This is a genomic window from Actinomadura roseirufa (assembly GCF_900659635.1).
GTDB lineage: Bacteria > Actinomycetota > Actinomycetes > Streptosporangiales > Streptosporangiaceae > Spirillospora > Spirillospora roseirufa.
Genome location: NZ_CAACVB010000029.1, coordinates 16,314 through 33,909, shown reverse-complemented (window position 1 = coordinate 33,909; position 17,596 = coordinate 16,314). Strand labels below are relative to the sequence as shown.

At 73.9% G+C, this 17,596-nt stretch carries 13 protein-coding genes; 5 read left to right on the top strand and 8 right to left on the bottom strand.

Annotation, left to right across the window (positions count from 1 at the left end):
- Positions 1-27 precede the first annotated feature (27 nt).
- From E1291_RS09410 to E1291_RS09395, 4 genes are all read left to right on the top strand, one after another.
- Positions 28-981, top strand: coding sequence for an ATP-binding cassette domain-containing protein (locus E1291_RS09410; RefSeq protein ID WP_131737354.1), 954 nt, complete (start codon positions 28-30; stop codon positions 979-981).
- Positions 978-1,805, top strand: coding sequence for an ABC transporter permease (locus E1291_RS09405; protein ID WP_131737353.1), 828 nt, complete (start codon positions 978-980; stop codon positions 1,803-1,805). Before E1291_RS09410 ends, E1291_RS09405 begins: the two co-directional genes overlap by 4 nt.
- Before the next feature lie 132 nt (positions 1,806-1,937).
- Positions 1,938-3,338, top strand: coding sequence for a sensor histidine kinase (locus tag E1291_RS43180; RefSeq protein WP_131737352.1), 1,401 nt, complete (start codon positions 1,938-1,940; stop codon positions 3,336-3,338).
- Positions 3,335-4,000 (top strand): response regulator, encoded by a 666-nt coding sequence (locus tag E1291_RS09395; protein ID WP_131737351.1) that lies wholly within the window; start codon positions 3,335-3,337, stop codon positions 3,998-4,000. The genes E1291_RS43180 and E1291_RS09395 overlap by 4 nt, the downstream gene beginning before the upstream one ends.
- Positions 4,001-4,071: 71 nt before the next feature.
- On the opposite strand, the gene E1291_RS09390 is transcribed toward E1291_RS09395, so the two are convergent.
- The 4 genes from E1291_RS09390 to E1291_RS09375 all read right to left on the bottom strand — a co-directional run bounded on the left by E1291_RS09390 (position 4,072) and on the right by E1291_RS09375 (position 7,183).
- Positions 4,072-5,241 (bottom strand): hypothetical protein, encoded by a 1,170-nt coding sequence (locus E1291_RS09390; RefSeq protein ID WP_131737350.1) that lies wholly within the window; start codon positions 5,239-5,241, stop codon positions 4,072-4,074.
- 172 nt (positions 5,242-5,413) lie between these two features.
- Entirely contained in the window at positions 5,414-6,052 is a 639-nt protein-coding gene (locus tag E1291_RS09385; protein WP_131737349.1) for a GNAT family N-acetyltransferase, read from the bottom strand.
- A gap of 60 nt (positions 6,053-6,112) precedes the next feature.
- Entirely contained in the window at positions 6,113-6,532 is a 420-nt protein-coding gene (locus tag E1291_RS09380) for a hypothetical protein (RefSeq protein ID WP_131737348.1), read from the bottom strand.
- Positions 6,533-6,544: 12 nt separating this feature from the next.
- Complete coding sequence (locus E1291_RS09375) at positions 6,545-7,183, bottom strand: zinc-binding dehydrogenase (RefSeq protein WP_207400646.1); 639 nt, start codon at positions 7,181-7,183, stop codon at positions 6,545-6,547.
- Positions 7,184-7,706: 523 nt separating this feature from the next.
- Between E1291_RS09375 and E1291_RS09370 the strand changes: the two genes are divergently transcribed.
- The gene (locus E1291_RS09370) at positions 7,707-9,263 is read left to right on the top strand and encodes a long-chain-fatty-acid--CoA ligase (protein WP_165495036.1); all 1,557 of its coding nucleotides are present in this window, start codon (positions 7,707-7,709) and stop codon (positions 9,261-9,263) included.
- 86 nt (positions 9,264-9,349) lie between these two features.
- Here the strand turns inward: E1291_RS09370 and E1291_RS09365 are convergent, their stop codons facing one another.
- The 4 genes from E1291_RS09365 to E1291_RS09350 are packed head-to-tail and all read right to left on the bottom strand — an operon-like array spanning position 9,350 to position 17,368.
- Positions 9,350-10,591, bottom strand: coding sequence for a TIGR02679 family protein (locus E1291_RS09365; RefSeq protein ID WP_131737345.1), 1,242 nt, complete (start codon positions 10,589-10,591; stop codon positions 9,350-9,352).
- Positions 10,588-14,649 (bottom strand): TIGR02680 family protein, encoded by a 4,062-nt coding sequence (locus E1291_RS09360; RefSeq protein WP_242614041.1) that lies wholly within the window; start codon positions 14,647-14,649, stop codon positions 10,588-10,590. Before E1291_RS09360 ends, E1291_RS09365 begins: the two co-directional genes overlap by 4 nt.
- The gene (locus tag E1291_RS09355) at positions 14,646-15,824 is read right to left on the bottom strand and encodes a TIGR02678 family protein (protein WP_131737344.1); all 1,179 of its coding nucleotides are present in this window, start codon (positions 15,822-15,824) and stop codon (positions 14,646-14,648) included. The genes E1291_RS09360 and E1291_RS09355 overlap by 4 nt, the downstream gene beginning before the upstream one ends.
- Entirely contained in the window at positions 15,821-17,368 is a 1,548-nt protein-coding gene (locus tag E1291_RS09350) for a TIGR02677 family protein (RefSeq protein ID WP_131737343.1), read from the bottom strand. Before E1291_RS09350 ends, E1291_RS09355 begins: the two co-directional genes overlap by 4 nt.
- Positions 17,369-17,596 lie beyond the last annotated feature (228 nt).

The window sequence follows — 17,596 nt, the reverse complement described above, 5'->3', positions numbered from 1 at the left end:
CGGCCCTTCGCGCGAGACGGAGACCTGATGATCACTCTCAAGGGGCTGACCAAACGCTACGGTGACACTACCGCCGTGGACGACCTCTCGGTCGAGATCCGGCCGGGCCGGGTCACCGGCTTCCTCGGCCCGAACGGCGCCGGCAAGTCCACCACCCTGCGCATGATCGTCGGCCATGACCGGCCGACGGCCGGGGCGGCGCTGATCAACGGCGTCCCGTACGCGGCGCTGCGGTACCCGCTGCGCGAGGTCGGAGCGCTGCTGGACGCCAAGGCGCTGCACCCCGCCCGCAGCGCCCGCCACCACCTGCGCGTCATGGCGCGCAGCAACGGGATCCCGCGCCGCCGCGTCGACGAGGTGATCGGCATGGTCGGGCTGGAGCGGGTCGCGGCACGCCGCGCCGGGACGTTCTCGCTGGGCATGAGCCAGCGGCTCGGCATCGCCGGCGCGCTGCTCGGCGACCCGGAGATCTGCGTCTTCGACGAGCCGGTGAACGGGCTCGACCTGGAGGGGGTGCGCTGGGTGCGCGGGCTGGCCCGCTCGCTGGCCGCCGAGGGGCGGACCGTCCTCATCTCCAGCCACCTGCTCAGCGAGATGCAGCTGACCGCCGGCCACCTCGTGGTCCTCGGCCGGGGCCGGTTGATCGCCGACGAGCCGATCGAGACGATCGTGGCGACCGGCGCGGCGGCGGTCGTGCGGGTCCGCGGCCCCGAACCCGGCGGCCTCACCGCGCTGGAATGCCGGTTCCGGGCGGCCGGGCGCACCGTCGAGAGGTCCGCCGCGAGCACTCTGACCGTGTACGGCGCGACCGTGGAGGAGGCCGGCGACGTCGCCCACGAGATGGGGGTCCGGCTGCACGAACTGCGCGCGGTGACCTCCTCCCTGGAGGACGCCTATCTCCGCCTGACGACCGGACGTGCGGAGTACACCACGGCGCTGCCGCAGGACGGCGCCGGCGCGGGCGGAAGGGGAGAGCGATGACCGCGGAGACGGGCACACCGGCCCGCGGCGGTCGGCAGCCCGCGCTCGGCCCACCCGTGGGCGGCGGCCTGGCCGGGGCGCTCGGCGCGGAGTGGCTCAAGCTGTGGACGGTCCGGTCCACGTGGCTCTGCCTCCTCGCCGCCGTCGCCCTGCAGACCGCCTACTCGGTGATCGTGGGCGTGGCGGGACGCTCCCAGGGGGAGGGCGCGGCGGCGGACGCGGCGAACATGACGCCCCCGGAGACGGCGGTCGGCGGGACGCTGTACATGTCGCAGTTCGCGCTCGTCGCGCCGGCCGTGCTGAGCATCGCCGGTGAGTACGCGACCGGGTCCGTCGGCACGACGCTGCTGTGCGTCCCGGTACGCGGCCGGATGCTGGCGGCCAAAAGCCTGGTCGTCTCGCTGGTCCTGTTCGCGGTCGGCGCCGCCCTCGCCCCGCTGGGCATGCTCATGGCGGTGGTGACCATGGGCGGAGAAGGCGCGCGGACGGGCAGCGGCGACGTCATCGCGCACGCGCTCGCCATCGGTGCCTACCTCGCGCTCGTGTCGGTCCTGGTCATCGGCCTGGGAGCGGTCATGCGCAGCACGGCGGGCACGCTGACGGCGGCCGTCGTCGTCCTGCTGGTGGTACCGGTCGGGCTGATGCTCCCCAAGGCGGACGCGCTCGTCGGGGTCGCGAACCTGCTCCCTGGTCCGGCGGGCCTGCACCTCATGTACGGGACGACGGGTCCGTACGGCCGCGGCGTCGCGCTGGCGCTGCTGGCGGCCTGGGCGGGGCTGGCCCACGCAGCCGGACACCTGGCGCTGCGGAGGCGCGATGTATGACCATGGCTCCGTGGTCGACGAGCGTTCCGCCGGTCCCGCCACCGGTCTCACCGCGGCGGCCAGGTCGTGGCGGACCGGCGAAGGCGGCCGGACGGGCTCCGAGGCCGCTCCCTATTCGCAGGGGGGACGTCGATGCGGCGGCTGTTGAGGACCGTGCTGCCCGGGCCGGCCCTGGTGCTGGCCGCGGTCGCGGAGAACTCGCTGTGGGGCAAGGCCGGGCTCGGCCTCGGGCAGCTCTTCGTCACCGCCGTCCCCGCGGGCGTCGCGGTGTGCCTGCGCCACCGGTACCCGACCCTGTCGCTGTTCGTCGTCGTGGCGGTCGTCATGGGGCAGGCGCTGACCACCCCGTCGGAGCGGACCACCCCGATCCTGCTGACCTGCCTCGCCGCCCTCGCGCTCATGGCCTGCCACGCCGGGTACGCCGGGGTGACCCGCCGCGCGCCGCGATGGCCGCCGGCCGCGCTGGCGGCCGTGACGGCGGCGGTGTCCACCGGCACCGCCGTGGCCGTGGCCGCCAGTCCCGACTCCCTGGTGTTCGGCGCCGCGATGTGCGCGCTGTTCGGGCTGGTGCCCGCGCTCCTCGGCCGGGACCGCGGCAGGCAGCGCGAGCTGGTGCGGGCGAGCCGGGCCCAGGTGGCGCAGCTCGAGCGGGAGCAGCGCGTCGTCGCGCAGCGGACGCGGCTGCGCGAGCGGGCCCGCATCGCCCAGGACATGCACGACTCGCTCGGCCACGAGCTGAGCCTGATCGCGCTGCGGGTCGCCGCCCTGGAGGTCTCCCCCGAGGTCGACGAGCCGCGCCGCGCGGTGTTCGGGGAGCTGCGCGCGGCCGTCACCGCCGCCACCGAGCGGCTGGCCGACATCGTCGGCGTGCTGGCCGACGACACCGAAACCGACGACGCCGAAACCGATGACACCGAAACCGACGATGTCGACGGCGATGGCACCGGCGTGGACGTCGGCGCCGGGGCCGCGGCGTCCGCGCACGACACGGCTCATGATCCGGCTTACGGCGCGGCCGATGGCACGGCCTACGGCGCGGCCCGCGGTCCCGGCCGGGATCCGGCGCACGGGGACGTCCGGCGGCTGGTGGGCCGCGCCCGCGCCTCGGGGATGCGGATCGACCTGCGGGTGGGCGGCGAGCGGCACCGGCCACCGGACGCGGTCGAGCGCGCGGCGTACCGGGTGCTCCAGGAGGCGCTCACCAACGCCGCCAAGCACGCGCCCGGTGCCGCCGTGACGGTCGACATCGACCATTCGGCGGCAGAGACGGTGGTGACCGTCCGCAATGAGCGTCCGGCCGCCGGGCGGTCAGACGTCCGCGGCCGCGGATCCGGTGGGGTGCCCGGCGGCGGACGGCGTGGGCTGACCGGGCTGCGGGAGCGCTCCCTGTTGCTCGGCGGCACTCTGGAGGCGGGCGAACGCGACGGCGCCTACCAGGTCACGGCCCGGCTGCCGCACACCGGACCCGCGAGGGCACCGCACGGCGCGGAAGCGGAGCCGCCGTACGCCGGGCCGGGAGAAGGGACGCCATGACGATCCGCACGCTGCTGGCCGACGACGAGGCGGTGGTGCGCGCCGGGGTGCGCGCGATCCTGGCCGTCGTCCCCGAGATCGAGGTGGTGGCCGAGGCCGGGGACGGCCGGCAGGCGATCGACCTCGCCCAGCGGCTGCGCCCGGACGTGGCGCTGCTCGACATCCAGATGCCCGGTGTGGACGGCCTCACGGCGACCACCGAGATCGTCCGGACGGTGCCCGGCACGTCCGTGCTCGTCCTGACGACCTTCGGCAACGACCTGCGCATCGCCCGCGCGTTCGGCGGCGGGGCCTGCGGGTTCCTGCTGAAGGCGGGCGACCCGCGCGAGTTGATCACCGCCGTGCACGCCGCCGCGGACGGCGCCGCCTACCTGTCCCCGGCGGTGGCGCGCAGGGTGCTCACCAAACTCGGCGGCGCGGGCCGGATGGCGCGGATCGCCGCCGCCCACGACCGGATCGCCGCGCTCACCGGCCGGGAGCGCGAGGTGCTCGCGCTGCTCGGCGCGGGCATGTCCAACGGGGAGATCGCCCGCCGTCTGCACGTCGTCGAGGGCACGGTCAAGACCCACGTCAGCACGATCCTGACCCGGCTGGGCGTACGGAACCGGGTTCAGGCGGCCCTGGTCGCCTACGAGGCGGGCCTCGTCGAAGAGACCCCATAGGTCATCAGGCCGTCAGGTCATCAGCTCGGAGTGTCGCGGGGCGGGCTTTGCCGCGGGCGTTGGCGAGGGGGTCAGGTCGGGGGGTTGTGGAGATCTGGGGGGTAGGGCTGGCGCCATCGGTAGCCGTCCGGGGGGATCAGCTCTCTGAGGTGATCGCCCGTGTTGGGCACCATGCTCTTGAAGTAGCGGGCCGGAGTCGCGCGGGGGTTGGTGCGCGCGAGGTACTCGAGGCCGTCGCGGCCCGTGAGGTTGACGTATCCGCGCTGGCCGCGGCCGTGGAAGAGATAGGTGGGACGGCCCCACTTCCCGGTGCCCGAGGCCCTGCGGCGGGAGACGGTGACGATGAGCCGGCCGACGTTGCGCCGGTTCGGTTCGTACCAGGCGTCCAGCCAGACCCGCCGCCCGTTGGAGATCCACCTGACGTCCCACCCGTAGAGGCTCAGCAGGCGGGCGTCGGCGTCGAGGGCGGAGGGGCCGGTGGGACGCGTGTCGTCCGGTGCCGGGGGCCGGGCGGCGGGACGCGGGTCGCCGCAGAGGTACTCGCACTCGACCAGCCGGGCGCGCAGGTGGGTCAGGAAGGTCAGCTTCGGGGTCCACCCGGCGGCGGACGGGTCGTGCCGGGCATGGATCAGGTGCCGGTCGGGAACGGCGAAGGCGGTGTGCCGGTGGTGCGGGCCGGGTCTGATCCCGAGCTGGCCGAAGGTCTCCTCGGCCAGGCTGACCAGGGCCTCGCGCCGGCGGGAGAGGAGGGCGGGGTGGGACAGGTCCTCGGCGTCCTCGACGCGCTGGACGTCACGGGCGACCAGGTCCCGGAACCGCCGGTCGTCGAGATCGATGAGGGTTCGAGCGCCCGGCGTGAGCGGAGCGTCCCCGCGGGGCGGTGACTCGTGCCGTCGTGCGGCCACGATCCGGTGGGCCTCCAGGCGGCGCTGCCGGATGGAGATCAGACGGCGGTCGGCGAACCGCGTGTCGGGGTGGTCGAACCCCACGGTGATGATTCTCTTCCACCAGGAGAGCTGGTGCGTGCCTTCCTGGATCACCAGGGCCAGTTCCCATTCGCGGCAGACCCGCGGCGACCAGAGCCATTGCGTGACCGAGGCGGGGACCCGGTTGAGCGTCGCCTCCGCGACCGTGAGGAGGGAGAATACGTCCTCATTCTGATCGCAAAGTGTACTGATCTGGCCGACGGTGATATCGGCGGCGAGTGCGGCAACGGCGGACGGAGTGGTTAAAACCGGCATAACTTCTCCTGAGCGGCGGCGCGCAAGAAAGGTGGATGGTAAACGCGCGCCGACGTCGGCGTCCAGCCGTTGGCGGATATCGTTTCCGGATATTCGTGGTCGATGATCGGAATTCGTCTTCACGATCCGGGGGCGTCCTGTATTCGCCTTTTGTAACTGTCCTATGCCGACGTCACCCGTGGTTGGCGGTGAGGAGCGCTTCGGCGCCGATGGGGGTGAAGCCCGCGGCGAGGAAGGCCCGGATGCTGGCGGCGTTGCCGGGCGCTATCTGCGCCCAGAGCGGCTCGCGGGAGAGGTGCCGGGCCGTACGGGCGAGGGCCCGGCCGAGGCCCCGGCCGCGGGCGGCCGGGTCGATCTCCACGGCGATCTCCAGGCGGCCGGCGACGCCGTGCCCGAGGATCAGGACGCCGCCCGGGCAGGTCCAGGCCCGGACGTCGTCCCGGAAGCGGCGGGCACGGTCCAGCCGAGGGGTGCGGTGGTCGGTGATCTCGTTGAGCGGCAGGGACGGCGGGCCGTCCAGGGGGTGCGCGAGGGCGAGGACGTCGATGTTGTCGACCCGGCGGTCCATCCGCCGCTCAAGGGCGCGCAGGAACGGCGGGTTGAGGGGCGCCGCCAGGTCGCCGGGCGTCAGGCGGGAGCGAAGCCAGTCGGCGGGAACGTCGGCGAAGATCACGTTGTGGCCGGTGAAGGCGATGATCCCCGCGTCGCGGGACGAGGGCTGGGGCACGATCGTGGGGCCGTGATCCGGCAGGGGCGGCCGTCCCTGGGCGGCCTCGGCCAGCAGGTCGGCGAGCACGGGAACGACGGTCACCAGGCGCACGTTAGCCGATCTTCCTGACCTCCCGGATCACGGTCTCACCGGTCGGGCCGGTCACGGCGCGGCCGACACGTGGTCATGGAGGGTCCGTCCATGACGGTGCTCCACCGCCGCTCGCTCGTCGGCACTGGCCGGTGCATGGATTCCGGTTTCGCGATCGACGAGCCGGACGCATGAGCCTTCATCGGTGCCCTGGGTGCGGCTGAGCAGCCCGGTGATGGCGGTCTCAAGCCGCTCGGCGGCGGTCAGCGCGCCGGTGAGCGCCGCGTGGGAGTCGACCTCGCCGGGGTACCGCAGCGCCTCCTCCAGCTGGAGCCGCAGGGCCGCCAGCGGGGTCCGCAGCTCGTGGCCGGCGCACAGCGGATCGTGCCCGGCCGGCGAGGCGCCGCCGGCCGCGACCGGGTTCGGGATCGTGCCGGCCGTCGCGGTGAGCGCGGAGGAGCAGAAGACGTTCGGCGAGCGTGAGGCCGTCATTGGTGGCTCCTCTCAAAGCGCGGTCATGTCGATCACGAACCGGAAGTACACGTCGGAGGCGAGCATCCGTTCGTACGCCTCGTTGATCTGGTGCGGCGCGATCACCTCGACGTCGGCGCCGATGCCGTGCCCGGCGCAGAAGGCGAGCATCTCCTCGGTCTCCCGGATGCCGCCGATCGACGACCCGGTGATCGTCAGACCGCGGTCCTCCATGGCGAGCACCGGAACCGAGATCGGGTTCTCCGGGACGCCCACGTAGGCGAGCACGCCCCCGGCCCCGAGCAACCCCATGAGGTCGTTCACGTCCAGGTCCGCGCTCACGGTGTTGACCAGGAGGTCCAGGCCGCCCGCGAGCTCGGCGAGGGTCGCCGGGTCGGCGAGCGCCCGGTGGTCGTCGGCTCCCAGCGCCAGGCCGCGGTCGCGCTTGGCGAGCGACCGGGACAGGACGGTCACGCGCGCGCCCATCGCGTGCGCGATCTTGACCGCGAGGTGGCCGAGCCCGCCGAGGCCGACGCCCCCGACGCCGGTGCCCTCGCCCGCGCCGTTGCGCCGCAGGGCCGAGTACGTGGTCACCCCCGCGCACAGCAGCGGGGCGGCCACGTCGAGGCCGAGCGAGTCCGGGATCCGCACCACGAAGTTCTCGTCGACCACGATGTGCGTCGAGTAGCCGCCCTGCGTGATCAGGCCGTCCCCGCCGCGGGCGGCGTACGTCGCGACGACGCCGGCGCAGTCGGGAAGGCAGGCTGAGAAGCCGCGGCTCGGCCGCTCGCGTTCGCGGCGGCTCGTGGGGGCCTCTTACTTCTGTACATGTCGGTGGGAGGCCGCTTAGCACTTCGATCCGTCGACCAATCCCGCCTGAGCGGTCGACCCTTCCTCTATGAGGATCGGCGTGCCAACCAGGGTCGAAGACCACGAGTACCGCGTCGGTCTCACGCACACCGGTGCGCACGAGCCCGTCCGGGCGTCGCACCGTTCCGCGAACTCGACGCTCCGCTACGCGAGCCCGTTCGCGCGACCCTTGCGGCCGTTCCGCCGCTGACGCCCTGGGCGTGACGCCGACGCTCCCGGTGTGACAAGCACGACCTGCCCGCTCGGCGGGACGTTCGGGGCGCCAGGATGGTCGACCGGTCCGCGAACGAGGATCGATGTGGTGGCGATGCAGATGGAGGCTTCCATGAAGGACGGGATTCCGACGACGATCGGCCGGCTCGTTTCCCGGGCCGCCGAGTTGTGGCCGGACCGGGTCGCGCTGGTCGAGGGCGACGCCCGGATCACCTTCGCCGAGGCGGACCGGCGTGCCAACCAGGTCGCGCACGCGCTGCTGAGCCACGGGATCGGCAAGGGCGACCTCGTCTCCTATCTGGGGAAGAGCTCCAGTGACTTCTTCTTCGTCTTCTGGGGCGCCGCCAAGATCGGCGCGGTCTTCCTGCCGTTCAACTGGCGCCTGACGCCGCATGAGCTGAGCGCGGTGACCGCCAAGATGCGTCCCGCGTTGTGCTTCGCCGAGGCGGAGTTCGCGGGCGTGGCCGCGGGGCTTGAGGGAGTCGGGCACGTCCTCGCGCTCGACGCCGCCGGTCCTGCCGGCACGTTGTGGGAGTGGGCGTCGGGTCAGCCGGACGCCGAGCCGGAGGCGGAGGTCGATCCGGGCGACGTCGTCCTCGTCCTCCTGACCTCGGGGACGACCGGTGTTCCGAAGGGCGCGATGCTGACGGGTGACAGCCTGATCCACGTCCGCACGAACCAGCCCGCCGGTGAGATCTGGGCCTCATGGGACACCGACGAGGTCGTGGTATTGGCGATGCCGCTGTTCCACATCGGCGGCGTGGCCCTCTCGATCAGCGGCCTGGCCTACGGCTCCAAGCTGATCGTCCAGCGCGAGTTCGACGCGCGGGAGCTCCTCGGCAACATCGCCCGGCACGGGGCCACCCGGCTCTTCATCGTGCCCTCGGCCCTCAAGATCCTGCTCCAGGTGGAGGGGATCGGGCCCGGCGACTTCACGAGCCTGAAGTGCATTTCCTACGGGGCGAGCCCGATCTCGGCCGAGCTGCTCAACGAGTGCCGTGAGGTGTTCGGGTGCGGCATGGCGCAGAACTACGGCGTGACGGAGTCGTCCGGGGCCGTCGTGGTGCTCCCGCCGGCGGACCACGTCGAGGGCGGCGCGCGGCTGTCGGCCGCGGGACGTCCGCTGCGCGGCGTCGAGGCCCGCGCGGTGGCCCCGGACGGCCGGGTGCTGCCCGCGGGCGAGCTCGGCGAGATCACCCTCCGCGCCAGGTCGATCATGAAGGGTTACTGGAACGATCCCGAGGCGACCGCGCAGGCCATCGACGCGGACGGCTGGCTGCGCACCGGCGACGCGGGCCACCTGGACGACGACGGCTACATCTATCTCCGGGCGCGCATCAAGGACATCGTGATCTCGGGGGGCGAGAACATCTACCCGGCCGAGATCGAGGGCGCGCTGCTCGAACATCCCGAGGTGCTGGAGGCCGCGGCGTTCGGGATCCCGGACGAGCGGTGGGGCGAAGTGGTCCGGGCGGAGGTCGTGCCGGTGCCCGGTGCCGTGCTGACGGAGGCGGACGTCAGGGAGTGGCTGCGCGCGCGGCTCGCGAGCTACAAGATCCCCAAGACGTTCGGATTCCCGGCCGGGCTGCCGCGGAACGGGGCGGGAAAGATCCTGCATCGGGTGCTGCGGGCCCCCTACTGGGCCGGCGGCGATCGCGAGGTCGGATAACGGCGTGGCGGAAGGCCGCAGGCCCGGAGGCTCGTACTTCTGAGAACGCGGTCAGGTGGCGGACCGGAAGCCCCGGGCGCACACCCTCAGCGACCCGAAGACACGTCCGCCCGGAGGTCGGTGATGAGGTCAGGCAGCACCTGCTCCTCCTCGACACGGACGCCGCGTTCGGTCATGGCGGTGACCAGCGCGGGGTCCCAGGGGGTGAGGGACGGGCGGCCCGCCAGGGGAGTGTCCGACGCCGCCTCGCGGTAGGCGGCGGCGTCGTAGCGCCAGGGCTGCCAGCCGACGCGGTCGCGGACGGCGGCGGCGATCGCGACGCCGCCCCAGTCGAAGTCGCCGTGGTAGGCGAACTCGGCGCCGCCCTCGGAGAGCAGCTCCAGCAGGCGCCACACCGCGGCCGAGGGACGCCCGTTGCAGCAGACCAGGGGCGGGCAGGCCGGGCCGAGGGCGTCGGCCGAGGCGGTGAGCACCACGGGGTTCTCACAGACGCGGACCAGGCCGGCGGGCATGGGGGCGGTGTGACGGCGAAGCTGGCGCAGCGTGAGCGACACCGGTTCGCCGCGCATCGCCGCGAGCATCCGGCCGGTCGCGGTGCCGGCGTCGCCCGGTAGGCCCAGGCACAGGACGGTGGAGGACAGCTCGTCCAGGTGGACCCCGACCGCGGCCCAGGTCTCGCGGCGGGACTCGGCGCCGCCGTCCGCCCGGAACGGCAGGCCCCCGAGGGCACGGGCACAGGAGACGGCGAGCGTGGCGAGCGGCCGGCCGTCGTCCAAGGCGTGTGCGCTGCCGCAGGTCTCGGCGGCGAACAGGCCGAGCGGGACACCGGAGGCGGGCAGCGCCCGTACCACCGAGGCCAGGTGCCGCAGCAGGCCGGCGGCGTCCTCGGGCCCGGAGGCCAGGCGGCGGACGAGGCCGGAGGAGTCCAGCCGCCCGCGCCATTCGGCCAGCTCGGGCCGGGCGGCGATCGCCTCGTCCAGCGGGCCGAACGCCGAGGCCCAGGCGGTGTCCGCCGCGGCCTGCTCGCGGGCCAGATCGCGGACGGGGCCGTCCAGGATCTCCACGGCGGCGGCCAGCCCGCCGGGCGAGGCGCCGCTGCCGCGCAGCACGCGGTCGACCTCGTCGAGCGACACCGACAGCGACGCGCCGGTCCCGGCGCGGCGTCCGAGCAGCAGTTCGACCGCGCGCCGCTGGGCCGGGACGGCCCCGGCCAGGGTGACGGTCCCGGTGAGCGCGCCGCCGCGTTCCAGCCGCTGCCGGACGCGCTTGACCAGCCAGGCCGTGTCGGGACCGCCGAGCAGCCGCCGCAGGCGGTCGGCGTCCGTCATCCGAACAGCCCCTCCTGCTCGGTGGGTTCGGGCTCGGGAAGGCCTGCGCGGGTGCGTTCCCGGCCGTCCCAGCGCCACGGCGTCACCAGGACGGCGTCAATGCCCTCCCGCCGGGACAGCTGGCAGATCGACAGGCCGGGCACCTGCGGATAGCAGCCCCATTCCCGTTCGCTGGTCATCACCACGTCCATGTCGAAGGTGGCGAGCAGCCCGAGGCACTTGGCGCGCGAGTCGTCGTCGACGCCGGCGAACGCCTCGTCCAGCGCGACGAGCCGCGGGGCGTGCGGGTTGCCGGCCGACTTGTAGTGCGCGGACGCGGCGGCGAACAGCGGCACCGAGGCGGCGAGCACCCGTTCGCCGCCGGACGCCGGCCCGGTCGCGGGGCGCCACTGCCCGTCCTGGAGCCGCTGGATCGTGAACGCGTGCCAGGACCGGTAGTCCAGCGCCCGGGTGAGCTGCTCGGTCCAGCCGGACGCCGGGTTGCCGGCGTGCTCGCGGGCGATCTGCTCCTGCAGGAACCGGCCGACGGCGGCCCTGTCGTCCGCGGACCAGGCGTCGATGGTCTGCCGCAGCCTGTCGCGGACGCGGTCCAGCCCGTCCGGGGCGTCCCGGGCGGGCTTCCAGACGAGCCGCAGCCGCATCCCGGTGGACGTCGGGCGGGACGTAAGCTCGGCGTTCATCTCCCGCACCTCGTCCTCGGCCGCGGCGATGAGCTCCTGGAGGGTGCCCGCGACCTCGTTCAGCAGGTGGTTCTCCAGGATCTCCCGCTCGCGGGCCGACAGCAGCCGCGCCCGGTTCTCCGTCTCGGCCTCCAGCGCGGCGGCCAGGCCCGGGACGTCCCGGCCGCGGCCCTGGAACACGACGTCCACGACCATGATCCCGTCACGCAGGGTCAGGCCGACCGAGTGACCGTGCCGGGACATCGCGTCCGACAGAAGCTTGTGCTCCTCGGCCACCTTCTTCTGCACCCTGTCCCAGGGCCCGTCTCCGCCGTCCACCGTTTCGAGTTCGCCGTTGGCGGCGCGGGCGAGGATCACGGCGGGGTTGGCCGCCCACTCCTGGGACGGGTCGGGAACCTCCAGGCCGGGCACGGCGACGTGGAGCAGGCCGGTGGCGGCGAACGCGCGGAACTCCGCCACGGCCCTGTCCCGAAGCTGCGACGCCTCCCCGATCTGTTCCCGGAGCGTGTCGCGGGCTCCCGCGGCCTTGCCGCGTCGCTCCAGCGCCGACCGCTCACGCTCGCGTGCCCGCGCTTCGGAGCGATCGCGGGCGGTGAGCGCCACTTTGGCCTCCTCCAGCAGCCGGAACAGCTCGTCGACCGCGGCGCCGGCCGTCTCGACCAGCGCCCGGTGCTGCTCGGCCGCCGCCTCGGCCTGCCGGCGCGTCTCCGCCGCCCGTTCCGCCGCCTCGCCCAGGCGGTCCCGGACGAGCGCGAGTTCACCCACGGCCTCCCGGACGGTCTCCCGCGCCGACAGCAGGGTCCCCGCGGCGGGCCACAGCCCGGCCAGCGCCAGCCGGTAGTCGCCGACCGCCTCGCGCACCCGCGCCAGTTCCGGCCCTCCGTCCGGCAGGCCGACGTCCGAGGCGAACTCGGCGACCCTCTCCGCCGCCGCCGAGACCTCGTCGCGGTGCCGTCCCGCGACCTCCTGGGCGAGCGTGTGCTCACCGTCCAGTTTCCGCCGCCTGCGGTGCTCTTCGGCGAGCTTGACGTGGGCCTCGCGCAGCGCTGTGTCGCGGGGCACTGCGCGGTGCTCGGCGGCCAGTGCCTCCCGTCGCGCGCCCAGTTCGTCCAGCTCCGCGTTCAGCGCCGAGATGCGGGACCGCGTGGCGGCGAGGTCGGCGCGCAGCCGGACGACCCGGACGCGGCGGGCGGCCTCGCGGGCGCCCTCACCGATGAAGCCGGCGGTGTCCTTGTGCCAGGCGCCGCCGAGAACGCCGTTGGCCCACCGGCCGTCGACCGCCACCCACGTCCGCGCGCCCGGACCGAGGCCCAGCCCGGCGAGGACGGCGTGCACGGCGGCATCGCTCACCACGGCGGTCCGAGGGTCGGCGCGGTCGATCGCGGGACGCAGGACCAGCGCGCACGACGGCCCCTGGACGGGCTCGCCGGTCACCACGAACGTGTCGCCCTCACCGAGGAGCGTGCCCTGTGGCGTCACCCACGCGTCCAGGATGCCGGACGCCTCCAGCGCGGCCTCCAGCCCCGCCCGGTGGTCGGCGGGCACGGTGGCGGCGAAGTCGACGACCTTCCACAGCGGCGCGCCGGGCCTTCCTTCACGGGAGGCGGAGCGCGTATACGGGACGGGCGGGACATCAAGGCCGCCTGACTCCAGCCGCTCGATCTCCTCCTTGAGTGACTTCTCGGTCTCGCCTTCGGTCCGTAGCCGGGTCTCGGCGTCGGCGGCCAGGCGGCCCAGTGCCTCCGTGGCCTGGCGGGCGGCGTCGTCCACGGCGGTCGCGGCCGGGTTGCGGCCCTCGGCGGTCTCGGCCCAGTCCGTCAGCGTCGCGAGGACCGCGTCCGGGTCGTCCACCGTGATCTCGGTCAGCCGGCCGAGGTAGCCGACGTACTCGCCCAGCAGGTTCGCCGCCCCGGCCTGGGTCTCCGCGTCGGCGTCGCCGATCCGCTCGTCCGCGGCCTGCAACTCGGCGCGCAGCCGGTCCGCCTCCGCCGTGGCGGTCTCCAAGCGCGCGCGGGCCTCGGCTACCGCCGACATCAGCCGGCCGAGTTCGTCAAGGGCGCGGGACCTGTTGTCGGCCAGCGCACCGGTGGCGTGCTGTGCCTCGGTGAGATCGGTCTCCCAGCCCTGCACGGCCTCCGCGTGGGCGGTCCCGTATCCGGCGGCGTCCGCGAGTGCCGCCGATCGGTCCCGGACGGCGGCGAAGGAGGTCTCGGCCTCGTCCGCGCGCGACCGCGCCTTCTCGGCCCGGGACTGTTTGCGCTCCACCTCACCGGACAGGGCGTCGCGGTCGCGTTCGAGCCGGGCCGCGTAGGTGTCCCTGCGCCCCGCCTCGTCACCGATCTCCTCAATGCGCTTCGCGTCACGCATCTCCGGGCTCGCTTCGAGGGCCCGCCGGTGCGCCTCCAGCCGGACCTTCTCCGCCTCCAGCTCCTCCAGCAGCCCACCGGCCTCGTCCAGGTCGGCCTGGGCCGCCGCGAAGCTCGCGTCCGCGTCGGTGAGGTCCCGGTTGAGGTGCTCGTACTTGCTGTGCGTGACTCGCGGCCCGGCGGCCTTCCGCTTCGCGGCGATCCGGGCGTACCTGGTGTAATGCCCGAGGAAGTCGGTGGCGGCCCTGTGCGCCTCCTCCAGGGCGTGCAGCGCGGCGCGCTCCTCGTCGAGGCCGCGGAACGCCTCCGCCACCGTGGTGACCAGCGCCGGGCTGAGCGGCGGCAGCGCCTCGGTCAGCGCCCGGGACAGCAGCCGCTCGTCCGGCTTCTTCGACAGCTGCGGCTGGCGGAGCTGGATCAGCAGGTTGACCAGCGCCTCGTAGCGGTGCTCGCCGAGGCCGAACAGCGTCTCGTCGACGGCGCGGCGGTAGTCCGACGCCCGGTCGTAGACGAGCCCGTGCCCCTCCACGGCGTCGCGCAGCTTCTCCCGCGTGAGCGACACGCCCCCTTCCGACACCAGCGACAGGTCCACACCGACGCGGCGGGACGTGACGAAGAACCAGTGCCGGACGATCCCCCGGTCCTTCACCGCCTTCAGCCCGCAGCCGAGCGTCCGGTACTCCCCGGTGCCGTCCGGGTGAAGGCGGCCGAACTCCAGCCAGGTGTAACCGAGCCGTTCCGGATGCGGGTGCTTGCCTCCGAGCAGGAGGTTCCACTCCATCCGCTTCTGCCGGTCGCCGTCGGGTTCCACCCGGTGCGGGGACAACTCGCCGTCCAGCAGGAACGGCAGCGTCAGCGCCAGCACCTTCGACTTGCCGGTGCCGTTGTTGCCGCGCAGCAGCAGCCGCCCGTCGTGGAACCGGAACTCCTCGACGTCGTAGTAGAACATGTCGACGAGCCCCGCGCGCAGCGGCTTCCAGCGCTCGGACGTCGCGACGGGAGCCCCGTTCACTCCGCGCCCCTCCTCGTTTCCCGTACGGTCGGTTCCTCCAGGGCGTAACGCGCGATCGCCGGACGCGCCAGGACCCGGCCCGGCAGCGTCTCCACCAGCCGCAGCGCCGCCAGCTTCTCCAGCGCGATGCCCAGCAGCTCCTCGGCGGCGCCCGGCTCCGTCACGCCTTTGCGCCAGTACGACCCGTGCCGCACGGCCGCGTCCCGGACGAACGCGACCAGCTCGTCCCGCCCTGCCGAGCTGCGCCCCGACAGGTACTCGGCGATCAGCAGCGTCACATGCCCGTCGGTGCGCTGCTCGGGCATCCGCACGTCGGTCAGCTCATCGTCCGGATCGACCATCGCCACGCCCTCGGCCCGGGCCTCGGTGACGAGCCCCGCCGCCTCCTCGATCCGGCGGGTGATCGCCGCGCGCTGGGACACCAGATACGCCCGTTCCGCGTCGTCCAGATCGTCGTAGTACACCACCGGATCCTCCAGCAGCCTGCGGGTCAGGCCGCGCCGCAGCGCCCGGTTCCGCAGGTCGTCGGTGTCGGGGACGGCCTCGTCGGTCAGCTCGGCCAGCCGCTCCTCGAACCCCGTCGCGGTCACGGTGGACGGCCCCCGGACCCCGGTGAGCAACGACGCGAGGACCACCCGGCGCACGTCGTACAGGACGTCCCCGGTCGCCGACAGGTAGGACTCCTCGTCCCCCGACACCCGCCGCAGCACGTCCCACCCGAGCAGCAGCCGCACCACCGCGACCAGGTCGGACCGCTCCGCCCGGCTGTCCAGCGTGAACGGGAACGCCAGATCGGGCTCGGCCGCCGCGTTCAGCACCTCCTCCGCGAGCCGGCCCAGCGTCGTCTGCGCGTCGGCGCGCTCCAACGCCGCCAAGGCCAGGCACAACACCACGTAACGGCGGCGGCCGAAGGCCTCCCCGGCCTTGCCGCGCGCCGGGTGCGTGCCGTCGTCCAGCGTCGGCGCCGTCTTGAACAGCCGCGCCGTCTCCGCGTCCACCTGGAGCCGCCAGCCGGTCTCCTTGCCGAGCCAGTCGCGCAGCTCCGCCTGGTACCGGCGGACGAGGACGAGATCCTGCGGATCGGACTCGACCGTCAGCAGCGGCCGCCGCAGCAGCGCCCGCAACGCGGCCCGCCGCCGGGAGGCGTCCTGCTCGCTCAGGGCGGGGTCGTTCATGCCGGTCCCTCGTACAGGTCCGTGATCTCGATGAGATGCTCCGGGCCGCTGAGCACGCCGTCCTCGGTCACGATCCGCACCTCGCCGCCGTCCGGGACGAGCGACAGCCGCACCTCCATCGACCCGTCCGCGATGACCGCCTTCACCTCGCCGTCGCCCGGCAGCCGCGCCGCCAGCGCGTCCCCCAGCAGCGACAGGAACAGCCGGAACGCCCGGGTGTCGAGCACCCCCAGGTCCGACAGCAGGACGGGGCCGCTCGTCCGCAGCCGGGTGCGCGCCGCCGCGGTCTCCGCGGCCTCCCGGTCGGCGCGCTCGCGCAGCAACCGGCGCATCGCCGAGCGGTCCTGGACCCGGTTGGGCTTGCCCCGCCGTTCGTAGGAACCGGTCCGGCGCAGCTGCGGCGAGATCCGCACCGGCGGCGCGTCCGCCCACGGCCGGCCCTGCGGCGCCTCCTCCTCCCACGCCGCCACCGTCGCGGCGGTGACGGTGAGATGCCGTGCCGGCGTCAGCCCGAACGCCGCCCGCCACAACCGGTGCGCCGCCGCCTCGTCCGGCGCCTCGGCGAACCAGCGGGCCAGCGTCCGGAAGTCCGCCGACCGGTCCGACCGCCCCGAGCGCCGCTCGTTCAGCAGCCCCACCGTGTCGAGGAGCTGCTTGATCGCCGTCACCGCCGACTGGCGCAGCAGCCGCGCCTGCGACGGGCGGTCGGTCCCGCCCGAGACGAACCAGTCCCGCAGACCCCGCCACCGGTTGCGCCACGACTCCAGCGCCTCGGCCTCGGCGCGGCCGAACGCCTCGGCGGCGTCCGCCCCGTCGGGGACGGCGTCGGAGGCCTCCCGCCGCGCCGCCAGGCCGAGCAGCCGCTCGTGGCCCCGCTCCTCGACCTCGTCCAGCAGCCGCGCGATGTGCGCCCCCGAGTTGGCGAGGTCGGCGATGAACCGGTTGATGTACTCGATGAGCCTTTCCTTGTAGGCGATGAACCCCTCGACGTCGCCGTCGGAGAAGTCGATCGCCCGCCGCAGCGACGACATGAACGCCTGGGCGTTGTCGGCCAGCGAGCCGAACCGGTCGGCCAGCGTCAGCAGCAGCAGGTGAACCTTGGCCGGATCGGGGGCGTCCTCGGCCGCCAGCGCCGCCAGGGCGGCGAGCTGGTCGGCGATGTCGGCGAGCGCCACCGACTGCAGCACACCGCGTTGCCCGATCGCCTCCTCGTAGAAAGCGATGGCCTGCTCGGCGGCATGCCCGGCCGCGGTGAGCTGGAACAAGAACCGCCTGCGATGAAAATCCTCGACGGACGTCACCCGCCCGGTATCGGCGTCGGCCCGCAGATTGCCCCACTCGACGAGCCTGTCCAGCGCCTGCGCGAGCTGCTCGTCACTGTCGCGCCCCAACTCAGCCGCCACGTCCTCGGGCCGCAGATGGACGATGAACCGTTCCTTAGCCCGCGCGAACGAGCACAGCACATCCCGATAGAGAGCCGCGTTCGGCGCACTGAGATACGCGAAGGGCTGCGGCTCCGCTCCCCCCGACCCCGGATCGGTCATCACCCCATTGTCACCCCCGAACCCGGTGCGCGTGCCGACTTCGCCACACACCCGCACCACTCGTCCGTCACCTGCTGCGGGCCTTGGAGCGTGAGACACGGCGCCTCGCCATCCAGGCCGGGGGTCGCGGTCATGTTTCACCCGTTCGGCCGAAACGACGTGTTGCCGGCGATGATGGAGACCCTGATCAAGGACGGTGATCGGGAGCCGGTCGGGGAGGCGTTCCAG

Bases quoted from the DNA above. Each gene is read 5' to 3' on its own strand.
- E1291_RS09410 (WP_131737354.1), top strand. From the start codon at position 28: ATGATCACTCTCAAGGGGCTGACCAAACGCTACGGTGACACTACCGCC.
- E1291_RS09405 (WP_131737353.1), top strand. From the start codon at position 978: ATGACCGCGGAGACGGGCACACCGGCCCGCGGCGGTCGGCAGCCCGCG.
- E1291_RS43180 (WP_131737352.1), top strand. From the start codon at position 1,938: ATGCGGCGGCTGTTGAGGACCGTGCTGCCCGGGCCGGCCCTGGTGCTG.
- E1291_RS09395 (WP_131737351.1), top strand. From the start codon at position 3,335: ATGACGATCCGCACGCTGCTGGCCGACGACGAGGCGGTGGTGCGCGCC.
- E1291_RS09390 (WP_131737350.1), bottom strand. From the start codon at position 5,241: ATGCCGGTTTTAACCACTCCGTCCGCCGTTGCCGCACTCGCCGCCGAT.
- E1291_RS09380 (WP_131737348.1), bottom strand. From the start codon at position 6,532: ATGACGGCCTCACGCTCGCCGAACGTCTTCTGCTCCTCCGCGCTCACC.
- E1291_RS09370 (WP_165495036.1), top strand. From the start codon at position 7,707: ATGAAGGACGGGATTCCGACGACGATCGGCCGGCTCGTTTCCCGGGCC.
- E1291_RS09365 (WP_131737345.1), bottom strand. From the start codon at position 10,591: ATGACGGACGCCGACCGCCTGCGGCGGCTGCTCGGCGGTCCCGACACG.
- E1291_RS09355 (WP_131737344.1), bottom strand. From the start codon at position 15,824: ATGAACGACCCCGCCCTGAGCGAGCAGGACGCCTCCCGGCGGCGGGCC.
- E1291_RS09350 (WP_131737343.1), bottom strand. From the start codon at position 17,368: ATGACCGATCCGGGGTCGGGGGGAGCGGAGCCGCAGCCCTTCGCGTAT.